This is a genomic window from Flavobacterium gelidilacus DSM 15343, assembly GCF_000422685.1.
GTDB lineage: Bacteria > Bacteroidota > Bacteroidia > Flavobacteriales > Flavobacteriaceae > Flavobacterium > Flavobacterium gelidilacus.
Genome location: NZ_KE383903.1, coordinates 1 through 24567 on the forward strand (window position 1 = coordinate 1; position 24567 = coordinate 24567).

At 29.7% G+C, this 24567-nt stretch carries 28 protein-coding genes; 8 read left to right on the forward strand and 20 right to left on the reverse strand.

Features of this window, described 5'->3' with window-relative positions:
• Positions 1-956 (reverse strand): ABC transporter permease (locus tag G507_RS0109720; protein WP_026717289.1); only part of this gene is annotated, 956 nt, incomplete at its 3' end.
• 145 nt (positions 957-1101) lie between these two features.
• On the opposite strand from G507_RS0109720, the gene G507_RS0109725 reads away from it, so the two are divergent.
• Complete coding sequence (locus G507_RS0109725; RefSeq protein WP_084518974.1) at positions 1102-2352, forward strand: exo-beta-N-acetylmuramidase NamZ family protein; 1251 nt, start codon at positions 1102-1104, stop codon at positions 2350-2352.
• Between the two features lie 50 nt (positions 2353-2402).
• Here the strand turns inward: G507_RS0109725 and G507_RS0109730 are convergent, their stop codons facing one another.
• Positions 2403-2900: a YkgJ family cysteine cluster protein gene (locus G507_RS0109730; RefSeq protein ID WP_026717291.1), complete on the reverse strand. Its 498-nt coding sequence runs from the start codon at positions 2898-2900 to the stop codon at positions 2403-2405.
• 92 nt (positions 2901-2992) lie between these two features.
• Here G507_RS0109730 and G507_RS0109735 point away from each other — a divergent pair, with 92 nt between their 5' ends.
• Positions 2993-3697: a class I SAM-dependent methyltransferase gene (locus G507_RS0109735; RefSeq protein WP_026717292.1), complete on the forward strand. Its 705-nt coding sequence runs from the start codon at positions 2993-2995 to the stop codon at positions 3695-3697.
• A gap of 77 nt (positions 3698-3774) precedes the next feature.
• On the opposite strand, the gene G507_RS16805 is transcribed toward G507_RS0109735, so the two are convergent.
• Positions 3775-4176 carry a DUF2059 domain-containing protein gene (locus G507_RS16805; RefSeq protein WP_051191596.1) on the reverse strand — a complete coding sequence of 134 codons (402 nt, stop codon included), beginning with the start codon at positions 4174-4176 and terminating at the stop codon, positions 3775-3777.
• A 61-nt stretch (positions 4177-4237) separates the two neighbouring features.
• Complete coding sequence (locus tag G507_RS0109745; RefSeq protein ID WP_026717293.1) at positions 4238-4870, reverse strand: 7-carboxy-7-deazaguanine synthase QueE; 633 nt, start codon at positions 4868-4870, stop codon at positions 4238-4240.
• A 115-nt stretch (positions 4871-4985) separates the two neighbouring features.
• Here G507_RS0109745 and G507_RS0109750 point away from each other — a divergent pair, with 115 nt between their 5' ends.
• The gene (locus G507_RS0109750) at positions 4986-5396 is read left to right on the forward strand and encodes a hypothetical protein (RefSeq protein ID WP_026717294.1); all 411 of its coding nucleotides are present in this window, start codon (positions 4986-4988) and stop codon (positions 5394-5396) included.
• Positions 5393-5755 (forward strand): cupin domain-containing protein, encoded by a 363-nt coding sequence (locus G507_RS0109755; RefSeq protein ID WP_026717295.1) that lies wholly within the window; start codon positions 5393-5395, stop codon positions 5753-5755. Before G507_RS0109750 ends, G507_RS0109755 begins: the two co-directional genes overlap by 4 nt.
• Position 5756: 1 nt before the next feature.
• On the opposite strand, the gene G507_RS0109760 is transcribed toward G507_RS0109755, so the two are convergent.
• The 3 genes from G507_RS0109760 to G507_RS0109770 all read right to left on the reverse strand — a co-directional run bounded on the left by G507_RS0109760 (position 5757) and on the right by G507_RS0109770 (position 10834).
• A complete protein-coding gene (locus G507_RS0109760) occupies positions 5757-6974 on the reverse strand; it encodes a hypothetical protein (protein ID WP_157496571.1) in 1218 nt (405 codons plus the stop codon).
• Positions 6964-9378: a DUF2339 domain-containing protein gene (locus tag G507_RS0109765; protein ID WP_245575615.1), complete on the reverse strand. Its 2415-nt coding sequence runs from the start codon at positions 9376-9378 to the stop codon at positions 6964-6966. The genes G507_RS0109760 and G507_RS0109765 overlap by 11 nt, the downstream gene beginning before the upstream one ends.
• 109 nt (positions 9379-9487) lie before the next feature.
• Positions 9488-10834, reverse strand: a complete 1347-nt coding sequence (locus G507_RS0109770) for an FAD-dependent oxidoreductase (RefSeq protein WP_026717298.1) — start codon at positions 10832-10834, stop codon at positions 9488-9490.
• Between the two features lie 141 nt (positions 10835-10975).
• Between G507_RS0109770 and G507_RS0109775 the strand changes: the two genes are divergently transcribed.
• The 4 genes from G507_RS0109775 to G507_RS0109785 are packed head-to-tail and all read left to right on the forward strand — an operon-like array spanning position 10976 to position 14639.
• Entirely contained in the window at positions 10976-11623 is a 648-nt protein-coding gene (locus G507_RS0109775; protein WP_026717299.1) for a flavin reductase family protein, read from the forward strand.
• Complete coding sequence (locus tag G507_RS17560) at positions 11613-11777, forward strand: DUF2256 domain-containing protein (RefSeq protein ID WP_084518962.1); 165 nt, start codon at positions 11613-11615, stop codon at positions 11775-11777. The genes G507_RS0109775 and G507_RS17560 overlap by 11 nt, the downstream gene beginning before the upstream one ends.
• Before the next feature lies 1 nt (position 11778).
• Positions 11779-13068 (forward strand): DASH family cryptochrome, encoded by a 1290-nt coding sequence (locus G507_RS0109780; protein ID WP_035666079.1) that lies wholly within the window; start codon positions 11779-11781, stop codon positions 13066-13068.
• Positions 13069-13106: 38 nt separating this feature from the next.
• Positions 13107-14639, forward strand: coding sequence for a cryptochrome/photolyase family protein (locus tag G507_RS0109785; RefSeq protein ID WP_026717301.1), 1533 nt, complete (start codon positions 13107-13109; stop codon positions 14637-14639).
• Here G507_RS0109785 and G507_RS0109790 read toward each other — a convergent pair.
• From G507_RS0109790 to dtd, 13 genes are all read right to left on the reverse strand, one after another.
• Positions 14636-15247 (reverse strand): NUMOD4 domain-containing protein, encoded by a 612-nt coding sequence (locus tag G507_RS0109790; RefSeq protein WP_026717302.1) that lies wholly within the window; start codon positions 15245-15247, stop codon positions 14636-14638. The genes G507_RS0109785 and G507_RS0109790 overlap by 4 nt on opposite strands.
• A gap of 5 nt (positions 15248-15252) precedes the next feature.
• Complete coding sequence (locus G507_RS0109795; protein WP_026717303.1) at positions 15253-15852, reverse strand: NUMOD4 domain-containing protein; 600 nt, start codon at positions 15850-15852, stop codon at positions 15253-15255.
• Positions 15853-15857: 5 nt separating this feature from the next.
• Positions 15858-16940, reverse strand: coding sequence for an agmatinase family protein (locus tag G507_RS0109800; protein WP_026717304.1), 1083 nt, complete (start codon positions 16938-16940; stop codon positions 15858-15860).
• Between the two features lie 81 nt (positions 16941-17021).
• Positions 17022-17384: a four helix bundle protein gene (locus G507_RS0109805; RefSeq protein WP_026717305.1), complete on the reverse strand. Its 363-nt coding sequence runs from the start codon at positions 17382-17384 to the stop codon at positions 17022-17024.
• Positions 17385-17435: 51 nt separating this feature from the next.
• Complete coding sequence (kynU, locus tag G507_RS0109810) at positions 17436-18710, reverse strand: kynureninase (protein WP_026717306.1); 1275 nt, start codon at positions 18708-18710, stop codon at positions 17436-17438.
• Positions 18711-18980: 270 nt separating this feature from the next.
• Positions 18981-20030: a tRNA preQ1(34) S-adenosylmethionine ribosyltransferase-isomerase QueA gene (gene queA, locus G507_RS0109815; protein WP_026717307.1), complete on the reverse strand. Its 1050-nt coding sequence runs from the start codon at positions 20028-20030 to the stop codon at positions 18981-18983.
• Between the two features lie 141 nt (positions 20031-20171).
• Complete coding sequence (gene aroA / locus G507_RS0109820; RefSeq protein WP_026717308.1) at positions 20172-21419, reverse strand: 3-phosphoshikimate 1-carboxyvinyltransferase; 1248 nt, start codon at positions 21417-21419, stop codon at positions 20172-20174.
• Positions 21420-21746 carry a DMT family transporter gene (locus tag G507_RS0109825; RefSeq protein ID WP_026717309.1) on the reverse strand — a complete coding sequence of 109 codons (327 nt, stop codon included), beginning with the start codon at positions 21744-21746 and terminating at the stop codon, positions 21420-21422.
• 1 nt (position 21747) lies between these two features.
• Positions 21748-22074 (reverse strand): nucleotide pyrophosphohydrolase, encoded by a 327-nt coding sequence (locus tag G507_RS0109830; protein ID WP_026717310.1) that lies wholly within the window; start codon positions 22072-22074, stop codon positions 21748-21750.
• Between the two features lie 72 nt (positions 22075-22146).
• On the reverse strand, positions 22147-22593 hold the full coding sequence (locus G507_RS0109835; protein WP_026717311.1) for a hypothetical protein: 447 nt from the start codon (positions 22591-22593) through the stop codon (positions 22147-22149).
• Positions 22594-22612: 19 nt separating this feature from the next.
• Complete coding sequence (locus G507_RS0109840) at positions 22613-23104, reverse strand: transposase (protein ID WP_035666082.1); 492 nt, start codon at positions 23102-23104, stop codon at positions 22613-22615.
• 452 nt (positions 23105-23556) lie between these two features.
• Positions 23557-24033 carry a hypothetical protein gene (locus G507_RS16810; protein WP_035666085.1) on the reverse strand — a complete coding sequence of 159 codons (477 nt, stop codon included), beginning with the start codon at positions 24031-24033 and terminating at the stop codon, positions 23557-23559.
• 65 nt (positions 24034-24098) lie between these two features.
• Positions 24099-24551 carry a D-aminoacyl-tRNA deacylase gene (gene dtd / locus G507_RS0109855; RefSeq protein ID WP_026717313.1) on the reverse strand — a complete coding sequence of 151 codons (453 nt, stop codon included), beginning with the start codon at positions 24549-24551 and terminating at the stop codon, positions 24099-24101.
• Positions 24552-24567: the final 16 nt, after the last annotated feature.

A 24567-nucleotide genomic window follows, 5' to 3' on the forward strand; every position in this document is an offset into this window, starting at 1 on the left:
ATGTTCCAATTGTTTGCTCCCAGTGCTTTTAGAATTCCTATCATTTGGGTTCTTTCTAAAATCAACACCAACAAAGCTACTATCATGTTAATTGTTGCAACGATTATCATTACAATTAATATGATTACAATATTGAAATCAAATAACTTTAACCATTCGAAAATACTATAATATTTTTCTTCTATGGTTGTACTATTATAAGTAGGAGGAATTTCTTTATAAATCTCTTCTCCTTTTTGTTTAATTTGAGTAAAATCGTCAATAAAAACTTCGAATGCACCAATTTGATCGTCTTTCCATTTATTGATCTTTTGAATATGACGAATATCTCCTATTATATAAGAAGCATCAAATTCTTGAAAACCCGAATTATAAATGCCGACAATTTTAAAAATACGTAAATTAGGATTGTTGCCTGATTCTTTTAGAAAATAGGTTTTGAATTTATCTCCTAATTTTAAATTTAACCTTTTTGCTATATATTGAGAAATTAATACTTCTTCATTTAAGTCTGATTTTAAATTTGGCATTTTACCTTCAACCAAATATTCCTTTAGGTTTTTAAAATTATAGTCTTTACCTGCTCCTTTAAATATAATTCCTTCAAAAGTTTCTTCGGTATGGATAATTCCTGCCTTACTTGCTGTTGCTTGAATATGACTTATGCCAGAAATATTTTTAAACTTTGGATAAAAATTCTGTTTTATTGATATGGGTTCTTTTGTGACTTCCGATTGATTGTTATCATAATTAGAAATTATAACATGACCATTAAACGCTGCAACTTTTTCTCGAATCTTATTTTGAAGTCCAATTCCAGTAGCTACAGAAACTATCATCATAATAATACCAATTGCTATAGCTGTGATGGCAATTTTTATAATTGGTGAAGAAATACTACTTTTATAACTTTTGGTAGTTATTAGTCTTTTGGAAATAAAATACTCTAAATTCAATTTTGGCTTTACTTTTGATTTCAAAAATACATCTTAAACACGAAATACACTAATAAAATTATTACACCTATATATAATGAGATATTTTACTTTATTTTTTTGCCTTTTGTCAGTTGTTTCTTCTTGTGGAAATTCTATTAAAAATATGGAAAACAAAGAAACTAAAAAAGTAGAAACAATTGTTTCAAATAAATCCAAAGCAGTAAAAGAAATAACTGTAAAAAAAACAATTAAACTTGAAACTGAAGTGGATACTGTTTTTAAAACTGGAGCTGATGATTGGAGAACATATTTGCCTGTATTAAAAAAATACAATTCGGTTGGTATAGTTGGCAACCAATCTAGTTTAGTTAATTACAATCCAAATTTAGATAATGATACTGATTATTACACTAAAACCGCAACAGACACAATGCACTTAGTTGATTGGTTGATTGGCTCAAAAATAAAGGTTTCTAAAATATTTGCTCCAGAACATGGTTTTAGAGGAAAAGCTGATGCTGGTGAATTAATTGTAGATGGAAAAGACACTAAAACAGGTTTACCTATAATATCCTTATATGGAAACAACAAAAAACCAAAGCCAGAACAATTAGAAGGAATTGACGTAATGGTTTTTGACTTACAAGATGTTGGTGCTCGATTTTACACTTACATCTCATCTCTACATTATGTGATGGAAGCATGTGCAGAAAATAATATTCCTCTGATTGTTTTAGACAGACCAAATCCAAATGGAGGAATAATTGATGGTCCAATTTTAGAAAAAGAAAATACTAGTTTTGTTGGAATGCATCAAATTCCGGTATTACACGGAATGACTATTGCAGAATATGCTATGATGATAAATGATGAAAAATGGCTAGCTAATGGCATTCAGTGTGATTTAAAAATTGTAAAGTGTTTGGATTATAATCATGATATGAAATATAATTTACCTGTAAAACCATCACCAAATTTACCCAATGCAAAATCAATAAATTTATATGCAAGTTTATGTTTGTTTGAAGGAACTAATGTAAGTGTTGGACGAGGAACTGAACAGCAATTTCAAGTTTATGGTTCTCCTTTTTTACCTGTAAGCGATTTTAGTTTTACTCCAATACCAAACGAAGGAGCAAAAGATCCATTATATAATGGTGTGCTTTGTTATGGTGAGGATTTATCAAAAATTAAAAGAGTAAAAGATTTAGAATTAAAATGGTTATTAAAAGCTTATGAAGAAACTCAAGATAAATCTAAATTCTTTAATTCGTTTTTTATTAAACTAGCAGGCACTAAAAGTTTACAAGAGCAAATTGAAGCAGGATTTTCTGAAAAAGAGATTCGAAAAACCTGGAAAAATGATTTAATCGAATTTAAAGCAATGCGAGAAAAGTATTTGATTTATGAATAAGTCACAAATTGGAAAAGTATAAAACCCAAAAAGGAGCTTTAATTATTTAACTAAAGTGGTAATTTCTCTTTCATTTTTTCTACGATATTATAAGCAGCTGGACAAATTGGAATATTTTTCAGTGTTAAATCTGTAATTTGATTGAACTTTTTTCTATCTGTGTGAGGAAATTCGCGACAAGCTTTTGGACGAACATCATAAATAAAACAAGTATTGTCAGAATCTAAAAAATGACAAGGAACACTTTGCAATACATAATCATCATCTTCGTCTACTTTTAGATATTGCTCAATAAACTGTTGTGGTTTTTGTTTTAAATGCTTTGAAATTCTTTCAATATCTGCTGAAGTAAACAGAGGACCTGTTGTTTTGCAACAATTGGCACAATCTAAACAATTGGTTTTCTTAAATTCTGCATCATGTAAATCTTGCATTACATAATCTAAATTTTTTGGAGTCTTCTTTTTTAACTTAACAAAATACTTTTTGGTTTCGATATGTGTATCTTTGGCAAGTTTTGTGAGTTCGTTTAAATTTGGTTTTAACATCATATAAAATTTCAATCACAAAGCTAATCAACTTTAAACTTTTAAACTAATAAAAGAATCCTTGAAAAGATTCTGAAATAAATTCAGAATACATGAAAGACCTATTCGGAAAAGCCATTTTAGATTACCAAACCAATAATTCTCCTGAAGATTTGATTACAGAAACTTCAATTTCTGAAGCTGATGAAATGAGTGTTGCTTATCTTTTTAGAAATTTTGATGAAATGCCAAAAATCGAACAAAAAGCATTAGAACTTTCAAAAGGTAAAGTTTTAGATATTGGTTGTGGTTCAGGAACTCATTCCCTTTACTTACAAGAAAAAGGATTTGATGTGACGTCTATAGATATTTCTGAAAATGCTATTGAAGCTTGTCAACTTCGTGGTTTGAAAAATGCTAAAGTTGAAGATGTTTTAGATTTAGATGAAAATGAAAAATATGATACCATTTTACTTTTAATGAATGGAACAGGTATTTTTGAAACCTTAGAAAATTGTTCGGAATATCTTCTAAAATTAAAATCGCTTTTAAATGAAAACGGACAAATTTTAATTGACAGTTCTGATATCATATATATGTTTGATGAAGGTGAAGATGGTGGAAGATGGATTCCAAGTGATGGTTATTATGGTGAACTAACTTTCAGTGTTCAATATAAAGGAGAAATTGAAGAAACTTTTCCTTGGTTATATTTGGATTATAACACTCTTCAAAATGCCTGTTTCGATAATGGTTTGAAATGTGAGCTAGTTTTAGAAGGAGTACATTTTGATTATTTGGCTAAACTATCAAAGTAAATTTCAATAAAAAAATTCCAAATTCCAACTAAATAGCGTTTGGAATTTGGAATTTTAAATATTGAACTTTTATATATTTATTCCATATACTTCATCATCATACCTTGTAATTCAGCTCCCCACTCTTTACCTGCTTCCATACTTTTTTTGTATAATTCTCCAGCATTTTTAGAAATTTTCATTCCAACTGGTGAATCATAAAACTTAAGCATCGCTTTAATATCTTCATGGGTATATGTTTCCATGTATATTTTTGCCATACTCTCATATAAAGAAGGTAATGTTGCATCAAAATCTTTTGAAAATGCTTCATATTTATCCGCAGGAATCATGGCCTTAATTTGATCTTTGGCGGCTTCCATTTGTGCAGCAGAACCAGATGCCTTTATTACTTTAATCGCATCATCTTTAAAAGAGCTTTGCGCTAATGTTATTTGAGTTACTAAAAGAATAATAACTGATAAAATTAATTTTTTCATTTTGCTTATTTATTTATTATTATGTAAATATATTGATTTCAAAAAACATTCCAAAAAATAATTATGGAATATTCAAATATTTATGAGTTTGTAATGAAACTCTCCATTTTGGGTTTTTCATTACATAATCTACAATTAAAGGAGTCATTTCTTCTTTTTTGCTCCATTCTGGTTGTAAAAATAAAATTGCGTTTGAATTGACTTTTGCAGCTTGTTCTTCAGCAAATTGAAAATCGTGTTTGTTGTAAATAATTACTTTAAGTTCATTCGCGATTGCATAAGCATCATCTACTGGTAATTTATTTTTCTTTGGCGAAAGACAAAACCAGTCCCATTTTCCTGAAACTGGATAAGCACCCGAAGTTTCAATGTGAACGTTTAAATTTTTATTTTTTAAACTTGACGTTAAAACAGACATATCCCACATTAATGGTTCTCCACCAGTAACTACAACTGTTTCTGCATATTTTTTTGCATTTTCTACTATCACATCTGTATTTGTAGGTGGATGAAGTTCTGCATTCCAACTTTCTTTTACATCACACCAATGGCAACCTACATCACAACCACCAATTCTTATGAAATATGCAGCAGTTCCTGTGTGAAATCCTTCTCCTTGAATGGTATAAAATTCTTCCATTAACGGAAGCATTTCTCCTTTATTGACTGCAATTTGTGTTTCTTTGTCTAACATTTTTCTTTAAATAGGGTGTAAAGTTACTAAATTTAGAAGTTAGAATTTAGAATTTAGAACTATAGTTCTTAAGGATTAAGTTTTTTTATTTAATTTTGACATAATTAGATATAAGATGGAGAGAATAAAATTTACAGAATTAGGTTTTAAAAAGAATTTGGATACTTTAATTGTTGTTGTTGGAATAATATGTCTAGTTATTGGTTTGATCGGTGTTTTTGTTTATCCCGAAAGTAAAATGGGATCATTAGCAGCAATTTCAGCATCACTTACTACTTTTCCTCAGTTTAAAAATTTATTTTTTAAGAATTATTTTGTTTGGAATAAAAAAGGAGGAAACATCAAAATTAACTCTAAAAGTAAATCTATTGCTTTTTCTGAAGTTGAATCCTTTAATTTTGAAGAAAATAAATTAAAAATTACAAAGAAAAACAAAACTCAACTTGAATTTTCATTAAATGAAATCAATAATGAAGATATTATTAAACTAAAAGAAATTTTAGCAAAACACATCAAAAAATCATGAAAAAATATTTTATACAAAAAGAACCTTTTGTAGTTCCAACAACTGATGGAAAGTTAATTGAAGAACATCATGGAAATGCTACAACTGGAAACAAAGACATTTCAATTGCTCATATGGTTGCACCACCAAAATGGTCAGAGCCTTTTCAAACTCCAGAATTTGAAGAATATACTTATGTGATTTCTGGAAAAAAACAATTTAGTATTGAAGATGAAGTTATTGTTTTAGAAGCTGGTCAATCCATTAAAATTGAAGCCAATACTAGAGTTCAATATTCAAATCCGTTTGACGAACCTTGTGATTATATTTCTATTTGTAAACCTGCTTTTGATTTTAACAAAGTGCATCGAGAAGAATAAATTATTCTTTTTTCATATCTTTTAATAATCCCATTGCGAAATAACCAATAATTGCGATACCAAATAAAATGCAAATCCACATAAATGCTTTGGTTTGCCAAAATGGTTTTTCGAAAGTATTTGTCTTTTGATTTTCTATTTTCTTAAAATTTGAAATCATTGCTTTTGGATAATCTTTAGCATTAAGTATAAAATTGGCTAAATCATATTGTGGTTTTGATAATGTAGAATCAATACTAACTTCATACTTTTCATTACTCTTTAAGTCTGAAATTACATACAATGAATTTTGCAATAACTCAATTTTTGAAAATTCTAAAGGTTGATTGTCTTGGTTTTCAATTTCTAAAGTGAATTCTTTTTCAAAAAAACCATTTAGTTGAAAGGAGTTTGAAGTATTCGAGTTTAATACAAATCCAGAAATTTCTTCTTGATAATTCTCCGTTCTCTTTTTAATTTTTCTTGTTCTTTTCACAAATAGTCTTGTGTTTCTAGAAAACAATTTGGTTGCAATTGCAAATGAAATTCCGTCCACTTTTTGAAAATTATCCGCTGAAAAAGTAATTATAGTTTTCTTGTCTTTCTTGTTTTCTGAAATTTTGTAGGTGAAATCATTTAATATTGATGATAGAATAACTTTTTCATCTCCTTTAAAAAATCCAATATCTAAAACATTTATAGGTAATGAATTTTTATCATTAAATTCAATCTTTAAAAACTTAAAATTGTTGTCAGGAAAAGAAACTATTTTTTCTGCTATTTTACCACTTTTATCATTTATATCTGTTAATGTTTGATTTGCAACTAGACCAAACCATTCTTTTTGATCATTACTTCCACTAATAGAATACGTTTTGTTAATTGTTGTATTAGTTATATGCAAACCTAATTCAGTGCTATTTTTTTGCATGGGATTATAATAAGGAACAACAATTGAAGTAAGTGAATCTTTCAAAATCGTTTTACTCAAAATCTTTAATTCTTTAAATCTCAAAAAGTATTGATTTATGTCGTCAAAAACAACATAGGAAACTTCATTCTTATTCTTATCTAAAATCCTGAAGTAATCTAAATTATCATGACTCGCAGAACGAACTTTTGAATCAATTAGAATTTTATGAAATCCATCTTCTTTGATGTTTTCAATTGTTCCTTTGTGATTTTGAGCAAATCCAAAAGTTATGCTGAATACTAAAACTAGTATAAATTTAATTTTCATCTGAATTCTTTTTTGAAGTTTCATCAACCACTAATTTCTTTATTTTTTGATACACAAATGATATGATCAAAATTAAAACTCCTAATAATATGAAGGCAATTATCTTTCCAGTTTCGGAAACGTTATTGATATCGTAAGCAAATAACTTCACAATAGTTAATCCTAATAAGGATAAAGCTATGATTCTTAAATTTTTCCATTGTTGTTTAATTCCGATAATTAGAAAAACAAACGAGAAAATTCCCCATAAAATAGGATAACCAATTTTAATAATTTGTCTTTTAAAGTTGTCTAATTTTAAATCTAAATAGTATTCTTTCTCATAAACTACATAATGATCACTCGAATCTGTTTTTGGAAAAGCTTTAGCAAATTCAACTTTATCTATATTATCTTGCGAAAATTGTAAGCTATGTGTCATAATTTCATTACTCAAAATATAAACTATGGCAAACACAAACAACCAAGGAGCTATTTTTGAATTTAAAATCTTCAATTTTGGTTCTGTTGTTGAAATTTTGTAAACTTCAAATCCGAAATAAACCAAACAAGCAAATATAATATAATGTAAATAAAAGGCATAATTTACATTTGAATCTTGAATAATGTTCGTGATGATTTCTTTATTTGGAAGACTATAAAACCAAACTATATAAAGTAATGTACTTACTAAAGTTATGATTAATAATACATTTCTAAAGATTATGTTTTTATATTTTGAAACTAAAAATAATAAAATTGCTGTAAATACAAAATGATAAGTCACAGAAAATGATTGCGCAGAACTCGAATTACTCAATAACTGATTTGATTGGTAAATGGTTTCGAAAATTCCAGTAAAATAGAGCACAATTACAGTTACAACTAATAAAGCGTTCTTATAAAATACAGCATCAAAAGTGAAATTGAATATTTTAGAAGTAGTTTCTTCTTTCTTCAAAATAAAATATGAAAGTACTAATGAAACTACAACAACAATTCCTGTAATAAATATTGAATTTAAAATAACGGATAAATCATTTTGGTTGTAAGTATAAGTTTGCCAATCCAACATTAAACTAATAATCGTCAAAAATTGAACTATAATTGCTCCGATTTTAAAGGAATTTATTTTAGATTTTTGCGACAACCAAAACAATAAAACCGCTTCAGCAGCCCAAAACATTGTGATTTGATTTCCTTCAAATTGTATTGGAATGGTTAAAGTAACAAAAGTTAAGACCAAACCAATTAATAAATAGATAGCGTTTTTGTCTAATCCGAATTTTCTATATAAAATGATAGCGTAAACTAAATTGTATAAGGCTAATAATAAGGTAAACATTCCTTTGAAGTTAATTCCCCAATTGTGAATGATTCCTAATCCTAAACCAAAGAATAAGAATGTATTTGCAACTAAAATCATGTATTCAATCACTGAAAACACACCTTTATTTCTTAAATTATTTAGCACAATTACAATACTGAAAATGAAATAGAATAATGTTGCAAATAATAATGCTCCTAAATGTGGTAGTTTGTTATCGTAAAGTTCCGTTGTGTACCAAGTTGAAAATAAAATACTAGTTAATATAAATGACAAAATAGTTATTACTTTCCATTTTTTAAAATAGGAAATCGCTAATAATCCAATGTTTAAAATTGCGATGTATGAGAATAAAACAACGTAATTTCCACTCCCTGTACTTATCATAAATGGAACAGCAAAACCACCAATATAAGATAAAACAGCTAATTCTTGTCGGTTGTAAGAAATGGAAACCAAAACACTAAATGCTGTAATTACAATCATAATTGCAAATGCAACGGTTTGACTAAACAATTGGTATTCGTGAAAAGCAATTGCAATCGTAAAATAGAAAATACTAATTGCTCCAGCGACTAACACCGAACTGAAAGCAGCAAAATTTTTCTTGAGTTTGTGAGCAATAGCCATGACTAATGAACCTGCTAAAACTCCGATTCCGACTCTTGCTGGTTCGTTTATCCAATCTTTGTCAATAGCATATTTTACAAAAAAACTGATTCCTAAAACCAAAATTAAGATTCCGATTTTATTGATAAGATTTTCTCCAACGAATTTTTCTAAATCAGGATTGTTTTCTTTAAACGTTTCAAACCAAGATTTTTTTGGAATATAAACTGGTTTTGGTACAGGTTTGTATTTTGGTGCAGAAATAGATTCAACAACTTCAATAGGTTTTTCTACAGTTATTTGTTCAACTTTTGGAGTTTCAACAACAACTGGTTCTATTGGTTTTGTTTCTTCTATTGGTTTAACAACTTGCTCTAAAGGTTTTTCCTTCTTTTGGATAGTTTTAGAATCAAGTTCTTTTTTTAGTTCAGAAATACTTTCATTCATTCTATAGAATGAATCTTGTAAGTTTTTAAACTTCGAATTCATTGAACTATAAATTAGAACGACTAAAATCAATATCACAAATAAAAAAAACTCTAACATTGTCTAATTTTTAAAAAGATTTAATCAAATGTAAGAAAATAACTGGTAGATATTAATTATGTTTTAACATTTCAAGTATTCTTTGTTCCACAGGTTCAGTTTCCCAAATCTGCTCTATACTTTCCATAGCCAAAATTTCTTGCATAATTTCGTTTTGTCTATCACCAATCGATAGTGCATCTGCATAAGGTTGATGACTAAAAGTAACACGACTGTATAAAGGAATCCATTTGTCTGGATGCTTTTCTGAAAACCATTTTTCAATTTTCTTTTGTAATAAGAAATTTGGATCAGCCGTTTTCGTACTCATTTCTATGAAATTTCTATACGATAATTCGGCAATGGCATCAGCATTTGGTTTGCGCGAGTTTTCATATTCAGTAAAAATTGTTTGCCAATCATCACCGTATTTTTCCATCAATTCATTTAGAATTGTAATATCTTCAAAACCTGCGTTCATTCCGTGACCATAAAAAGGCACAATTGCGTGACAAGCATCACCAATTAAAGCAACTTTATCATTATGTGTCCAAGGAAAACATTTCATAGTTACCAAATAACTCTTTGGATTTTTAAAGAAATCTTTTACTAAATCTGGAATAACTTCTGTAGTTGAAGGAAAATATTTGGCAAAAAAGTCAACTAATGTTTTCTCATCATCTAATTGCTCAAAAGAATTCTCTCCTTCAAAAGGCATAAACAATGTACAAGTAAAACTTCCGTCTAGATTTGGTAAAGCAATCAACATGAAATTTCCTCTTGGCCAAATATGCAGTGAGTTCTTATCTAATTTATGCGTTCCATCTTCATTCGCTGGAATATTTAGTTCTTTATAACCAATTTCAAGAAACTCTTGCGAATAATTAAACATGCTTTGACGTTGCATTCTGTGTCTAACTCTTGAAAAAGCACCATCAGAACCGAAAACCATATCGTATTTATGTTCCGTCCACTCACCTCTTTCGTCTTCACCAATATGAAGAATTGCTTCAGATAAGGAAACATCCCAGACTTTTTGTTCAAAGAAAAACTCAACACCTTCAACTTCTGCTAAGTCAATCATTTTTCGATTCAAAACTCCCCTTGATAGCGAGAAAATAGCTTCTCCATCTTTTCCATATTTCTGATAAATCAGTGATTGGTCCATATTATGAATCGCACGTTTATCCATTGGAATACCAATTTTTCTAATATCATCAGCAATTCCAATGTTCTCTAAAGCTCTCCAACCACGATTTGACATCGCAAGATTGATACTTCTTCCTGAAAATTTGATGTTTCTAATATCTGGACTTCTATCGTAAACGTGAACAGTATGACCTGCTTTTTTTAAATATATAGCTAATAATGAACCTACTAAACCTGCTCCAACTACTGCGATTTTTTTAGAACTCTGCATAATTATTCTTTTCTTATTACAAAAATAACGATTATTAATAGTTTTAAGGCAAGTTTTTAATTCAAATAGTATTATTTTTTGTTTAATCATACTGTGTTTAAGTTAAACAAATTGATTATATTTGAACTTTAAAACAAAATTATGGTTCAATTTAATAAAGAAGATGTTCAAAAACTTCCAAAAATAAATCGCTTAAACCTTATAAATAGTTGTACAGGTTATAAATCGGCAAATCTTATTGGAACAAAATCAAAAGATGGAAAATCAAATGTGGCAATTTTTAGTAGCATTACCCATTTAGGAAGTGATCCTGCTTTATTGAGTTTTATATTAAGACCAGCAACTGTTCCTAGAAACTCTTATACGAATATGAAAGAAACAGGTTATTTTACGGTTAACCATATAACAGAAGAAATAATTGCTCAAGCCCATCAAACTTCTGCAGCTTATGATTTTGGAATATCTGAATTCAAAATCACAGGTTTAGAAGAAAAATATCATAATGAAATTCATGAACCGTTCGTTGCTAAAAGTCCTGTTCAGATTTTATGTAAATATTTAAGTGAATATGAAATTAAAGAGAACAATTGTATTCATGTTTTAGCTTCAATTGAAACAATATTTTGTGATGAAAAACTTATTACAAAAGACAATTGGTTGCAATTAGAAAAAGGAAATATAGTAGCAATAAATGGTTTAGATGGTTATTGTTTACCAAAATTAATTGATCGTTTTGAATACGCTAGACCAAATACTGAAACAAAATCTATGCTTAAAAATGGCTCATAAAAAAATTAATTTACCAGAAAAAATATGCATTGTTTGTCAATTACCTTTTTCTTGGCGCAAAAAATGGGAGAAAAATTGGGAGCAAGTTAAATATTGTAGTGATAAATGTAGATTAAAGAGAAATTCCAATAATAAAATTCCAAATTCCAATTAAAATGAATAATCTAGTTTGGTTTAGAAATGATTTACGAGTAAACGATAATAATTCGCTTTTTCAAGCTTGTGAAAATGCTAAAAATGTAATTGGTTTGTATTGTTTGGATCCTAGACAATTTGAAACTAATAAATCGGGTTTCAAAAAAACGGAAAAATTTAGAGCAAAATTTTTGTTGGAAACATTGCGTGAACTCAAAAATAATCTAGCACTAAAAAATATACCTTTTTATGTTTTTCATGATTTGCCTGAAAATATAATTCCTGATTTGGTCTCAAAACATCAAATAGATTCTATTTTTTTACAAAAAGAATGGACACCTGATGAAGTGAAAATTAATACAAATTTACAAGAACTACAAAATCTTAAAAGTGTTAATTGGATTGAAACTTTTGATCAATTTCTTTTTCATCCTTCTGATATTCCTTATCAAGATTTCAATAAAATTCCAGAAATTTTTACTGAATTTAGAAAAAAATGTGAAAAAGAATCAAAAAATAGAAGTTGTGTTTCTATTGAACAAATACCTTCCGAAAATTTCTTTGAAACCTCTAACATACTTCCTAGTTTGGAAGATTTAGGTTTAGAATCATTCAAATTGCATAAAAAATCAGCTTTTCCTTTTCGTGGTGGCGAAAATCAGGCATTAAAAAGAGTGGAGAATTATTTTTTTGAAACCGAAAATTTGTCAGAATACAAAAAAACACGTAATGGGTTAATTGGCGAAAGTTACAGTTCAAAACTATCAGCTTGGCTAGCAAATGGAAGTATTTCGGCAAGAACAATCTATTGGCAAGTTCAAGAATATGAAAACCAAATTTGTAAAAATGAAAACACTTATTGGCTAATTTTTGAACTTATTTGGCGTGATTATTTTAAATATATTTCGCTTAAACACGGTGACAAGATATTTAAGCTTGATGGAATTTTACAAAAACAATACGAATGGAAACTTAATGACAAAGCTTTTCGACAATGGATAAATGGAAACACCAAAGAACCTTTTGTAAATGCTAACATGATTGAGCTACAAAATACCGGTTTTATGAGTAATCGAGGAAGGCAAAATGTAGCGAGTTTTTGGGCAAAAGAATGGGAACAAGATTGGCGATTTGCTGCTGCATATTTTGAAAGTATGCTAATTGATTACGATGTACATTCAAATTATGGCAATTGGATATACAATGCTGGTGTTGGAAATGACCCAAGAGATAGAAAATTCAACATCAAAAGACAGGCTGAAATGTATGATGGAAAAGGAGAATTTCAAAAACTATGGTTAAACGTTTAAATTAGAACCTCAAACAAGTTCACATTGACAGAAAAAAAATGAAAAAACTACGTCTAATTCTAGGTGATCAACTCAATTATCAACATTCATGGCACAAAGAAGTTGATGAAAACACAATTTATTTGATGGCAGAAATGCGTCAAGAAACCGATTATGTGAAACATCATATTCAAAAAGTAATTGCTTTTTTTCTTTCGATGAGAAATTTCGCTGATGTATTAAAATCAAAAGGTCATGAAGTAATTTATTTCAAAATTTCTGATGAAGATAATGCACATGATTTAGAAAATATAATTAAGAATTGTATTGAGAAACACAACATTTCACAATTCGAATATCAATTACCTGATGAATATAGATTAGACGAACAGTTAAAAAACATATGTTCAACCTTAAAAATTGAAACTAAAGCATTCGATACAGAGCATTTTTACACTTCAAGAACTGAATTAACTGAATTTTTTGAAGGTAAGAAAATGTTGTTAATGGAAAATTTCTATAGAATGATGCGTAAAAAACATCATGTTTTAATGAAAGGCTCTCAACCAGAAGGCAATCAATGGAATTTTGATAAGGATAATCGTTTAAAATATAAAGGACAAGTTCCTATTCCAAATGAAATTACTTTCAATCAAAATATTGAAGCAGTTCTAAACGAAATTGAAAAAGCAAATGTTGCTACTTTTGGAAAAATTGATACCAAGAAATTTTATTGGCCGACTTCAAGGGAAGATTGTTTAAAACAGTTAGATTATTTCTGTAAAAATTTATTAATTCATTTTGGTGATTATGAAGACGCTATGCATACGGATGAAAAATTCTTATTTCATTCGCGTTTATCATTTGCCATGAATAGTAAAATGCTTTCCCCAAAAGAAGTTATTGAAACTGTGGTTGATTTTTATCACGAAAACAAAGAGGCTATTACTATTTCTCAAGTTGAAGGTTTTGTTCGTCAGATTTTGGGTTGGCGTGAATATGTTCGTGGAATTTATTGGAAAGAAATGCCGAATTATTCTAAAATGAATGAATTAGAAAACCACAATAAATTACCTGATTTTTATTGGACAGGAAAAACAAAAATGAATTGCATGCAAAAAGCCATTTCTCAAAGTTTGGAAGAAGCTTATGCGCATCATATTCAACGTTTAATGATTATTGGAAATTTTTCTTTGTTAACTCAAATGCACCCCGATGAAGTTGACGCTTGGTATTTAGGTGTTTATATTGATGCTATTGAATGGGTCGAATTGCCCAATACTCGTGGAATGAGTCAATATGCTGATGGTGGAATTTTAGCCACTAAACCTTATGTTTCATCAGGAAGTTACATTAATAAAATGAGTAATTATTGTTCTAGTTGTCATTACAATGTAAAGGACAAATTTGGCGATAAAGCTTGTCCGTTTAACACTTTATATTGGAATTTTCTTGACGAGAAAAAACAATATTTTGCCAATAATCAACGAATGGGAATGATGTTAAACATGCTCAAAAAAATGAAACCAGAAGAATTAGCTAAAATCAACGAGAAAGCTAATCATATTATTGAAAATTTAAACGAATATTAGTCTTCTTCTTTGTTTTTAGGTAACTCAACTTTAACATGTCCCCATTTTTTTCCTCTTTTAATATCAAACAAATGTGTTTCAGAAATATTAAATTCTTTGGCAATCATTTTAAGCCTCGTTTTTCTGTTTGGATTCAATAATTTCATCTTCAACCTAATCACTTGTGTTTCTGTTAGTTTCGAATTATAGGTAACAATATGAGAAACAGCTCTTATTTGTTTGGCTTTGATAATTTTTGGATTTTTCATCCTATGTGCCTGATATTCATCACTTGTTGCCCATTTTAAATTACTAAAATGCACATTCATCAAATCATAATCTAAATGCAAGATAAAAATTTGATCTTCGCTAACCTTTTCAACAAAATTATTAGCCACAAGATGACTTAAACGGTAATTAAAATGAGTTAACTTATTGTTAATTACCCTAGCCAATTTTAAAACTCTAAAACCATTTGTGATAGCTCCTTTTATCAGTTTAGAATCTTCTATTGATTCTTTATAACTTCTTAAATTTCCGTAATTTGAAATTGAGTATTTTATATTATGTTTTGATTTTACAACTTCAAATTCTTTCCATTCTTCCCTTACCCTTATGAAATTTTGCATACTTTTTATTTTTTTGTAGGAATCTCTACTTTTATATGGCCCCAATTTTCGCCCGTTTTTATACGATGAATCTGCATTTCTGAGATATTAAATTCTTTTGCTATTAGTCTTAATCTAGTTTTTCGATTGGGATCTAATATTTTTCTTTTTAAACGAATTACATCTGTAGATGTTAATTTTGCACCATCGCGCTTAATATTGAACTCTTTAAATTTCTTCTTAGCTTCGATAACCGCTGGACTTTTCTTTCCGTGAGCAATCATTTCGTCATAGGTTGCCCATTTTAAATTATTCAAATGGTTGTCTAATTTATTGTAATTCAAATGCAAAACATGGGTTTGTTCTTCACTTGTTTTTGGAATAAATTGTTCTGCAATTACTTTATGAATTGAATAACAATAGTAATTCATTACATCATTTTCAAATCTCTTATACCTTAAAAATTGAAATCCTTCAGTTATAGAACCCTTTAAGTCTCTACCGTTTTCAATTGTATCGATAAAACTTCTAAAACCACCATAATTTGATACTGCATATCTTGTTTCTCTTTGTCCTGCAATGTCAAACTCTCTCCATTGTTCACTAAATCTTTTGAAGTTTTCCATATTGTTTATTTTTGAAATGTAATTTTATCTCCAACATTCATTTTTTGTGATTTTGCCAAAACACCACACATGTGAAATAACATTCTTGCCCCAACATTTCCATCCCAATCATCATCACCTGGTGCAACTTCTACTAAATCAAAACCAATTATTTCTTTATTTGATTCTGCTAAACGACTTAATAAATAAGTTGCTTGTTCATATGACATTCCTCCTGGAACTGGTGTTCCTGTGTTTGGTGCGTATAAACGACTCATTCCGTCAATATCAAAAGAAATACACACTTTTTGAGGTAAAGAATAAATTAAATGATCACATAAATGTTGCCAAGTATTTCCTTCAAAAAGTTGCTTTTTGATGTCAGTATCTGTGTGAACTAAAACTCTTCCTTCTTGTTTTTTTACAACTTCAACTTCTTGTTCGCAGAAATCACGAATTCCAACTTGAACAATTTTAGAAATTTGAGGAATTTGTAATGCATTATACATTATGGAAGCATGAGAATATGTAAATCCTTCATAAGCAACACGTAAATCCATATGAGCGTCTAAATGCAGAATTCCGAAGTTTTCATGTTTGCTAGCTAAAGCTTTATAATATCCTAAAGGAGTTGAATGATCTCCACCAAGCAAAACTACTTTTTTCCCTTTGTTTAACCATTGTAATGTTTGTTGTTCCACAGCTTCCACCATATTAGAACACGCATAATTTATTTCTTCTAAACCTTCGTTTAAGCTTGAGTTTTCTGCAATGCTCTCTCCTTCTTCTAAAGCTTTGATTATTGGCTGTGCTAATTCTTTATATTTTTTTGAATTGGAAGCTAAATCCTTTGCTGGTTCATCTAAATATATGCCTAATTTCCATAATTCTGGAAACTCTTGATGTAATAAATCTATTTGAAATGATGCGTCTAAAACAGCTTCTGGTCCTTCACTTGCTCCTGCTCCATAACTAACCGTTACTTCCCAGGGCACAGGAACTACAATAATTTCTGATTGTTCTGCTGAAAATGGTAATCCAAAAACGGTTGCATCTGCTAAACCTGGTTGTGATGGATCGAATGAGTTTATTATTTCTTGTTTTTCCATTTTTAGGATGTTCGATTTTCAGATATTGGATTTTCGGATAGTATGCGTAAATCTTGATATATCTTTATTTATTTAAATTTGTTATTTTAATTTGTTTTGCAAATATTTCATAAAACTTATTATCCTTTTTATAATTGATGAAAGTTCTTCTGCTAATATTTCATATTCAGTTGTTTTTATGTAATTTAAATCTTTTGAAACTAATAATTGTGTTTCTATTTCATAACATGAACCTAAAGATGTTTCAAGAAAAATTATAAAATGCTTGTCAGATGACTTTGCTGAACCTTCTGCTATATTAGAAGGAACTGAAATAACTGCTCTAGTTAATTGACTTATTAATCCAAATCTTTCTGAATCTGGAAATGTTGCTGTAACCTTATAAATCTTTGGGCAAAATTTGATACTTGCTTTCCAAATTTCTAATTCTTTATAATTGTGCATCTTTTTTCAATATATGTTATCCGAAAATCCAATATCTGAAAATCCGAAAATCTATTCTAAAATTCCTTTTTTCAACAATTGTCCGAATTCATACATGTCTTCGAAAGATGTGTAAAGTGGAACTGGTGCTAATCTAATAACATTTGGTTCTCTCCAATCTGTGATTACTCCGTTTTTCATTAAATAGTCGAATAAACTTCTTCCCTCTCCGTGAAGAAACACTGATAATTGACAAGCTCTTTCTTCTTGATTTGAAGGTGTAATGATTTCAAATGTACTATCTACTTCTTTATCAATTTCATGAAGAATATATTCTAAATAGGCTGTAATTAAATTACGTTTTTTGATTAATTTTTTCATTCCGATTTCTGCGAACATATCTACAGAAGCTAAATAAGGTGCTAAAGATAGAATTGGTAAATTACTAATTTGCCATCCATCTGCACTTCGAGCTGGATCAAATTTTGGTTCCATTAGAAAACGTCTTTCTTTGTTATGTCCCCACCAACCAGCAAATCTTGGTAAATCTGTATTGTTATGATGTGCTTCGTGAACGAAATATCCTGAAGCATTTCCTGGTCCAGAATTCATGTATTTATAACTACACCAAGCTGCGAAATCAACATTCCACTCGTTTAGTTTTAATTCAATATTTCCTGCTGCGTGAGCTAAATCCCAACCAACGTAAGCTCCGTATTTATGACCTGCTTCTGTGATGGTTTTTATGTCAAAAACTTGACCTGTGTAGTAGTTTACTCCACCGATTAGAACTAAAGCTAACTCATCTCCTACTTCATCAATCTTAGCTAAGACATCTTCTAGACGAATGTTGTGTTCTCCTTCTCTTCTTTTAATTTCTACAATAGCATCTTCTGGTTTTAATCCATGAAAATGAACTTGACTTTGAAACATGTATTGATCAGATGGAAAAGCTTTTTCTTCGCAAATAATTTTATATTTTTTTGGTGTTGGATTGTAAAATGAAACCATTAACAAGTGAAGGTTTACGGTCAACGTATTCATTACTCCAATTTCTGAAGGTTTTGCTCCAACGATTTCTGATAAAGGTTGGCAAAAACGTTCTTGATAATCCCACCAAGGTTTGTCGGCATAAAAATGTCCTTCTACCGCTAAGTTTGCCCAATCGTTCATTACTTCATCCACATAAGCTTTTGTTCTAACTGGCTGTAAACCCAGTGAGTTACCTGTAAAATAAATTACTTGTTTTCCGTTTACTTTTGGAAAAATAAATTCGTTTCTATAGTGACTTAATTCGTCTTGTGCATCTAATTGTTGTGCAAATTCTCTAGTATTATGAAAATCCATTGTGGTTATTGGTTTGAAGTGTAAAAATAGCGAAAAGTTTAGAGGTTTAAAAGTATAGCTGTTAAAAGTTTGATTTTGTGTAAGACAATGGCCAACTAGCCCTGATACAAGAATTGTTTGAGCTCTCCTTTTTAGGAAGCGAGTTCTTGTAGCAGGAATATGGTTTTCTAAAATGCCCGAGCCATTCGCTACTGATATTCATCTGCACAAGTCCAAAAAAAAATCTCATCATTGCTGATGAGATTCTATAATTTTGATAATTGCTTTTGATTAAATAATCAACATTGCATCACCATAAGTGTAAAATTTATATTTTTCTTCAATAGCTTGTTTGTAAGCTTCTTTTAATAAATCGTGACCACAAAATGCAGCTGTTGTCATTAAAAGAGTTGATTTTGGTAAATGAAAATTTGTAATCATGCAATTTGCGATTCCGAATTCGTAAGGTGGATAAATAAATTTGTTTGTCCAACCTGAATATGGATTAAGTGTTTGTTGTGAAGAAACTGTACTTTCTATGGCACGCATAGATGTTGTACCCACTGAACAAATACGTTTTTTATTTACTTTTGCATTGTTTACGATATCACACGCTTCTTGAGAAACAATGATTTCTTCTGAATCCATTTTGTGTTTTGATAAATCTTCTACTTCAACTGGATTGAAAGTTCCTAAACCAACATGTAAAGTTACTTCTGCAAAATCTACACCTTTGATTTCTAATCTTTTTAATAAATGTTTAGAAAAGTGTAAACCTGCCGTTGGTGCTGCAACAGCTCCTTCATGTTTAGCATAGATTGTTTGGTAACGATCTGCATCTTCTGGAGTTACTTCTCTGTTGATGAATTTTGGGATTGGCGTTTCTCCAAGTTCAGTTAATTTGCTTCTAAATTCTTCGTAAGAACCGTCATATAAAAAACGTAATGTTCTACCTCTTGATGTTGTATTGTCAATTACCTCAGCGACTAATGAATCGTCATCACCAAAATATAATTTGTTTCCGATACGTATTTTACGAGCTGGATCAACTAAAACATCCCAAAGGCGTTGTTCTGCATTTAGTTCTCTTAATAAAAACACTTCGATACGTGCACCTGTTTTTTCTTTGTTTCCGAATAAACGTGCTGGAAAAACTTTCGTATTGTTTAAAACCATTACATCCCCTTCATCAAAATAGTCAATAACATCCTTGAACATTTTGTGTTCGATAGTTTTTTCTTTTCTATTGATAACCATTAAACGAGATTCATCTCTGTTTTCTGCTGGAAATTCTGCTAATAATTCTTCTGGTAAAGTGAATCCGAAATGTGATAATTTCATATAAGAAAGTTATAAGTTATATGTTATAAGTTGGTTGCCCACACTTTTAACGAGTGCAAATATACGACTGTGGAATAGGCGTTGTCAAGTGTTTTGATGTTTATTTTTAAAAAATCAATGAAAACGGCAAGTCACAATGTTTTATATATCAGAAATATGAAAGCCCAAGCTTTTTAAATCCTCCCAAAAAGTGGGAAATGATTTTGAAACCACCTCAGCTTCATTAATAACTAATGACGTTTTTAATGCTAATGGTGCAAAAGCCATCGCCATTCTATGATCTTGATATGTGTCTATACTTGATTCGATTATTAGATTTTTCGATTGTTCGATTGTTAGAGAATCGTTTGTAACTGAAACAGTAGCTCCAAGTTTTGACAATTCGGTTTTTAGTGCTTCTAATCGGTCGGTTTCTTTAATTTTTAAAGTGTGTAACCCTGTTAAATGACAACCTATTCCTAATCCGAAACAGGTTACTGCAATGGTTTGAGCAATGTCTGGAGAATTTTTTAAATTGTGAATTGTGAATTGTGAATTGTGAACGTAGACTTTACGTAAAATAATACTATGATTTTCAAAAAAAGTTTCTACTCCAAAGTCTTTGTATATTTCTGCTAATGCTGAATCTCCTTGTAAGCTATTTTGTTTGTAGCTTGAAAGAGTGATTTGTGTTCCAATTTCTGAAAGGGCAACAATTGAATAGAAATACGAAGCCGAAGACCAATCTGATTCAATGGTGAATTGTGAATTGTGAATTGTAAATTGTGGGTTTACTTTGATGACATTATTTTTAAAACTGGTTTCAACACCTATTTCATTTATTAATGCTAATGTCATTTTTATGTATGGAATGGACGTGATTTCTCCTTCGAGTGTTAATTCTAATCCGTTTTCCAACTTTGGTGCAATTAATAATAAAGCTGAAATATATTGACTACTAACATCTGCTTTTAAGGACACTTTGTTTTTTGTGATTTTTTGACCTTTGATTCTTATTGGTGGAAAACCTTCATTTTCTTCATACGTAATTTCTGCTCCAAGTTGTTTTAAAGCTTCTACTAGAATCTTTATTGGACGTTCTTTCATTCTTGAAGAACCCGTTAGAACAATTTCTCTATTTTCTTGAATGGCAAAAAAAGCGGTTAGAAATCGCATAGCTGTTCCAGCATGATGAACGTCAATTAATTGTGAATTGTGAATTGTGAGTTGTGAATTTCGTAATGCTTCTACCATCACGTTTGAATCATCTGATTGAGAAATGTTTTTTAATTCAATATTTGGATATAAAGCTTGCAACAATAATAAACGATTGGTTTCTGACTTAGAACCCGTAACATTAATTGAAGATTGAGTTTTATTTATACTTGATTGTTGAAGTACTATATTCATTTAGTTAGAAACAAATTTTAATCCTACTAATGATAGAATTAATGTGGTTAAAAAAAATACACGCCAAAAAGTTGCTGGTTCTTTAAAAATAAATATTCCAACTAAAACACTTCCAACAGCTCCAATTCCTGTCCAAACTGCATAAGCTGTTCCGATTGGTAATTCTTTTGTTGCTTTTACCAATAAAACCATACTTATGGTTAAGCAAATTAAAAAACCAGCATACCAATAATAAGATATGTTTCCTGAAGTTTCTTTTGCTTTTCCTAAGCAAGTTGCAAAACCTACTTCAAAAAGACCTGCTATTATTAATAAAATCCAGTTCAATTTATTTAAGTTTTTCGTTATTGTGATGTCTGTCGTGATCGCGATTAGTTTTTAAATCTAATTTTTTGTCAAAAGCGGCTTGAAGGTCGATTCCGGTTTGATTGGCAAGACACAAAACTACAAAAACTACGTCAGCTAATTCTTCGCCAAGGTCTTTATTTTTATCGCTTTCTTTTTCGGATTGTTCTCCGTAACGACGAGCGATTATTCTAGCCACTTCTCCTACTTCTTCAGTAAGTTGAGCCATGTTTGTTAATTCGTTAAAATAACGAACTCCATGTTCTTTTATCCAAGTGTCAACTTCTTGTTGGGAATTTTTTAGGTTCATTTTTTATAATTATGAATGGTGAATTGTAAATGATGAATTGCAAATTTACAATTCATAATTTGTAATTCACAATTAAAGAATTGCTAACCAGTTTTTTTCTTCATAAACACCTGTTTCTTTCTCCGAAGCTATCACTTTTGCCGCTAATTCTTTCATAGCTTCGGCATTTTCTTCTTTATTGATAATGCAATTAATGATATATTCTCGAACTTGTGCAACAGTTTCATCAATAATTTTCATATGCTTTTCTTGGTCTTGCATTGCCATTACTAAATTGGCTTCGGCTAGTTTTTCGTCTAAGATTTTGTCTTCATAGTTGGCAATATCCTCGTCCATCTCTTCAAAATCATAGTCGAAAATACCACGTTCGTTTAAACGTTTGGTAACTATTTGTTTAAATTCTCGCATGATATCTGGTTGATCTAATAATGGTTGTTGCTCTACCCATTGCATAAAGGCCTCGTCTGCAACATCTGCTTCTAAATAATAAATTATTTTTTCGGTATATTTTGTTTTCACCTTGTTGAAATTTTTAGGTTTATTGTTTTGGTTTATTAAATGTATCTTCTTTCCATTTTTCGGGATTGGTTTCTATATAATTACAAATTCTAAGATAGGATAATTCATCTTTTATAATATGATCATAAAAAGAGCGATGCCAAACAAAATCTTTAAAACCCATGCTATGAATTTCTTTTGAAGATGTGGTTTTAAATGCTCCAACTAATTGTGACACTGATTTTATTTTAGTACTTGAATCCACTAAATGACTATCTATTTCTAAAACAAAATGAAAATGATTTGGCATTACAATAGTAGCATGTAAAACAACATATTTATAATGTTCTGCTAACCAATTTATTTGATTTTGAACAACAACACCAAATTTATTTAAATTCATTTTTTTATTTTCTACAAAACCCAAACAACAATCGAAATTTTTTACATTGCCCGTAATGAAATATAAATTATTTTGCGAATAATTATATCCTAATTTTCTATTGGGCTTTCTATTTAAATTATTTTGCATTTTGAAAATTAAATTAATCTTTCAATTAAAATTACGAATTATTCTGCAAATATTGGGTACGGACAGGTCGCGACCTGTCCCTACACAAAATTATTTTTCTTATTTTTCTCTTGATAAACAACATATCACAATTTGTGAATTATTAATACCAAATTTAATAATTAATTGTTAATTATTAATGCTGCCTTGCGAATTGTGGGTTTTGTTTAAAAAGCGCCATTTTTGGGGTTATGAATGCCAAATTTGGGGTTTATAGCGTCATATTTGGGGTTATTGACGTCAAATTTGAGGTTGTTTGATGCCATGTATGAGGTTGTTTGCGTTTTAATTGGGGTTTTGGATGCCAAGTTTGGGGTTCTAGATGTGATATTTGGGGTTTTTAATATAATTGCTTTGCAATTATATTAAAAACGGACAGGTCTCGACCTGTCCGTACTTTTATTAATTTAAAATTATTCTGTGGGAGTGTTTGTTGTGCCTGTTCGGTTAAAGAATTGCGATAACTCATTCACTTTAGTTTCATAGCCAGCTACTTTAGTATTAAACTTATACTTGCTATAATCATAATCGGTTAATGCTGCCTGATAATTGTCGAAATCGTGTAAAATTTTATTGTTGTTTAAACCATCAATAATGTTTTGCAGTCGGTTGATGGTATTTTGCAGAAACTCTCTCGAATCGAAGTCGTTTTGAAACTCAGCCCAATCGACATCTGGAGAACTTAATGCTGGTTGTCCGCTTTTATAATCTTTTACCTTATTTACAATAAGTTTATTCTGCTCGTTTATGCTACCGTATTTTTGGCGTTCATCGGGCAAAAGGTTTCTAAATTTAGCACTCAAAAGGTTTTCTAGCGCTGTTAAATTGGTTGCTGTTCCTGTTTTTTCGGCAGCTGTGTAGTGCACTGGGTTTAAATTTTCAAAAGGCATAAGTATCTGGTTTTAAGTTAATACTAAACCAAAATTAGTGAATTTTCTTATATCTTGAAAAAAAATTATTCTTTGTTCTTAGTGTCAATAATAATGGTAACTGGACCGTCATTTACTAGTGCAACTTTCATGTCTGCACCAAATTTCCCTGTATGTATTTTCTTACTCACTTCGTTTTCCATTTGCGAAACAAAATTCTCATATAAAGGAATGGCAGTTTCTGGTTTTGCGGCTTTTATGTAAGACGGTCGATTTCCTTTTTTGGTAGCTGCATGAAGTGTGAATTGACTAACCACAATAATTTCACCATTTATATCTTTTACGGATAAATTCATTACTTCACTTTCATCAGCAAAAATGCGAAGATTAGCAATTTTTGATGTCAACCAATTGATGTCTTCTTGATTATCTGCTTCTTCAATTCCTATTAAGATTAGTAAGCCTTGATTTATTTGGGCTACTATTTTGTTTTCTATTTCAACGGATGCTTCTAATACTCTTTGAATTACTGCTTTCATAATTTTTCATTTAGTA

Excerpts from the sequence above, each read along its gene's own strand:
- G507_RS0109725 (WP_084518974.1), top strand. The coding sequence starts at position 1,102 with ATGGAAAACAAAGAAACTAAAAAAGTAGAAACAATTGTTTCAAATAAA.
- G507_RS0109730 (WP_026717291.1), bottom strand. The coding sequence starts at position 2,900 with ATGTTAAAACCAAATTTAAACGAACTCACAAAACTTGCCAAAGATACA.
- G507_RS0109735 (WP_026717292.1), top strand. The coding sequence starts at position 2,993 with ATGAAAGACCTATTCGGAAAAGCCATTTTAGATTACCAAACCAATAAT.
- G507_RS16805 (WP_051191596.1), bottom strand. The coding sequence starts at position 4,176 with ATGAAAAAATTAATTTTATCAGTTATTATTCTTTTAGTAACTCAAATA.
- G507_RS0109745 (WP_026717293.1), bottom strand. The coding sequence starts at position 4,870 with ATGTTAGACAAAGAAACACAAATTGCAGTCAATAAAGGAGAAATGCTT.
- G507_RS0109750 (WP_026717294.1), top strand. The coding sequence starts at position 4,986 with ATGGAGAGAATAAAATTTACAGAATTAGGTTTTAAAAAGAATTTGGAT.
- G507_RS0109755 (WP_026717295.1), top strand. The coding sequence starts at position 5,393 with ATGAAAAAATATTTTATACAAAAAGAACCTTTTGTAGTTCCAACAACT.
- G507_RS0109760 (WP_157496571.1), bottom strand. The coding sequence starts at position 6,974 with ATGAAAATTAAATTTATACTAGTTTTAGTATTCAGCATAACTTTTGGA.
- G507_RS0109765 (WP_245575615.1), bottom strand. The coding sequence starts at position 9,378 with ATGAATTCGAAGTTTAAAAACTTACAAGATTCATTCTATAGAATGAAT.
- G507_RS0109770 (WP_026717298.1), bottom strand. The coding sequence starts at position 10,834 with ATGCAGAGTTCTAAAAAAATCGCAGTAGTTGGAGCAGGTTTAGTAGGT.
- G507_RS0109775 (WP_026717299.1), top strand. The coding sequence starts at position 10,976 with ATGGTTCAATTTAATAAAGAAGATGTTCAAAAACTTCCAAAAATAAAT.
- G507_RS17560 (WP_084518962.1), top strand. The coding sequence starts at position 11,613 with ATGGCTCATAAAAAAATTAATTTACCAGAAAAAATATGCATTGTTTGT.
- G507_RS0109780 (WP_035666079.1), top strand. The coding sequence starts at position 11,779 with ATGAATAATCTAGTTTGGTTTAGAAATGATTTACGAGTAAACGATAAT.
- G507_RS0109785 (WP_026717301.1), top strand. The coding sequence starts at position 13,107 with ATGAAAAAACTACGTCTAATTCTAGGTGATCAACTCAATTATCAACAT.
- G507_RS0109790 (WP_026717302.1), bottom strand. The coding sequence starts at position 15,247 with ATGCAAAATTTCATAAGGGTAAGGGAAGAATGGAAAGAATTTGAAGTT.
- G507_RS0109795 (WP_026717303.1), bottom strand. The coding sequence starts at position 15,852 with ATGGAAAACTTCAAAAGATTTAGTGAACAATGGAGAGAGTTTGACATT.
- G507_RS0109800 (WP_026717304.1), bottom strand. The coding sequence starts at position 16,940 with ATGGAAAAACAAGAAATAATAAACTCATTCGATCCATCACAACCAGGT.
- G507_RS0109805 (WP_026717305.1), bottom strand. The coding sequence starts at position 17,384 with ATGCACAATTATAAAGAATTAGAAATTTGGAAAGCAAGTATCAAATTT.
- kynU (WP_026717306.1), bottom strand. The coding sequence starts at position 18,710 with ATGGATTTTCATAATACTAGAGAATTTGCACAACAATTAGATGCACAA.
- queA (WP_026717307.1), bottom strand. The coding sequence starts at position 20,030 with ATGAAATTATCACATTTCGGATTCACTTTACCAGAAGAATTATTAGCA.
- aroA (WP_026717308.1), bottom strand. The coding sequence starts at position 21,419 with ATGAATATAGTACTTCAACAATCAAGTATAAATAAAACTCAATCTTCA.
- G507_RS0109830 (WP_026717310.1), bottom strand. The coding sequence starts at position 22,074 with ATGAACCTAAAAAATTCCCAACAAGAAGTTGACACTTGGATAAAAGAA.
- G507_RS0109840 (WP_035666082.1), bottom strand. The coding sequence starts at position 23,104 with ATGCAAAATAATTTAAATAGAAAGCCCAATAGAAAATTAGGATATAAT.
- G507_RS16810 (WP_035666085.1), bottom strand. The coding sequence starts at position 24,033 with ATGCCTTTTGAAAATTTAAACCCAGTGCACTACACAGCTGCCGAAAAA.
- dtd (WP_026717313.1), bottom strand. The coding sequence starts at position 24,551 with ATGAAAGCAGTAATTCAAAGAGTATTAGAAGCATCCGTTGAAATAGAA.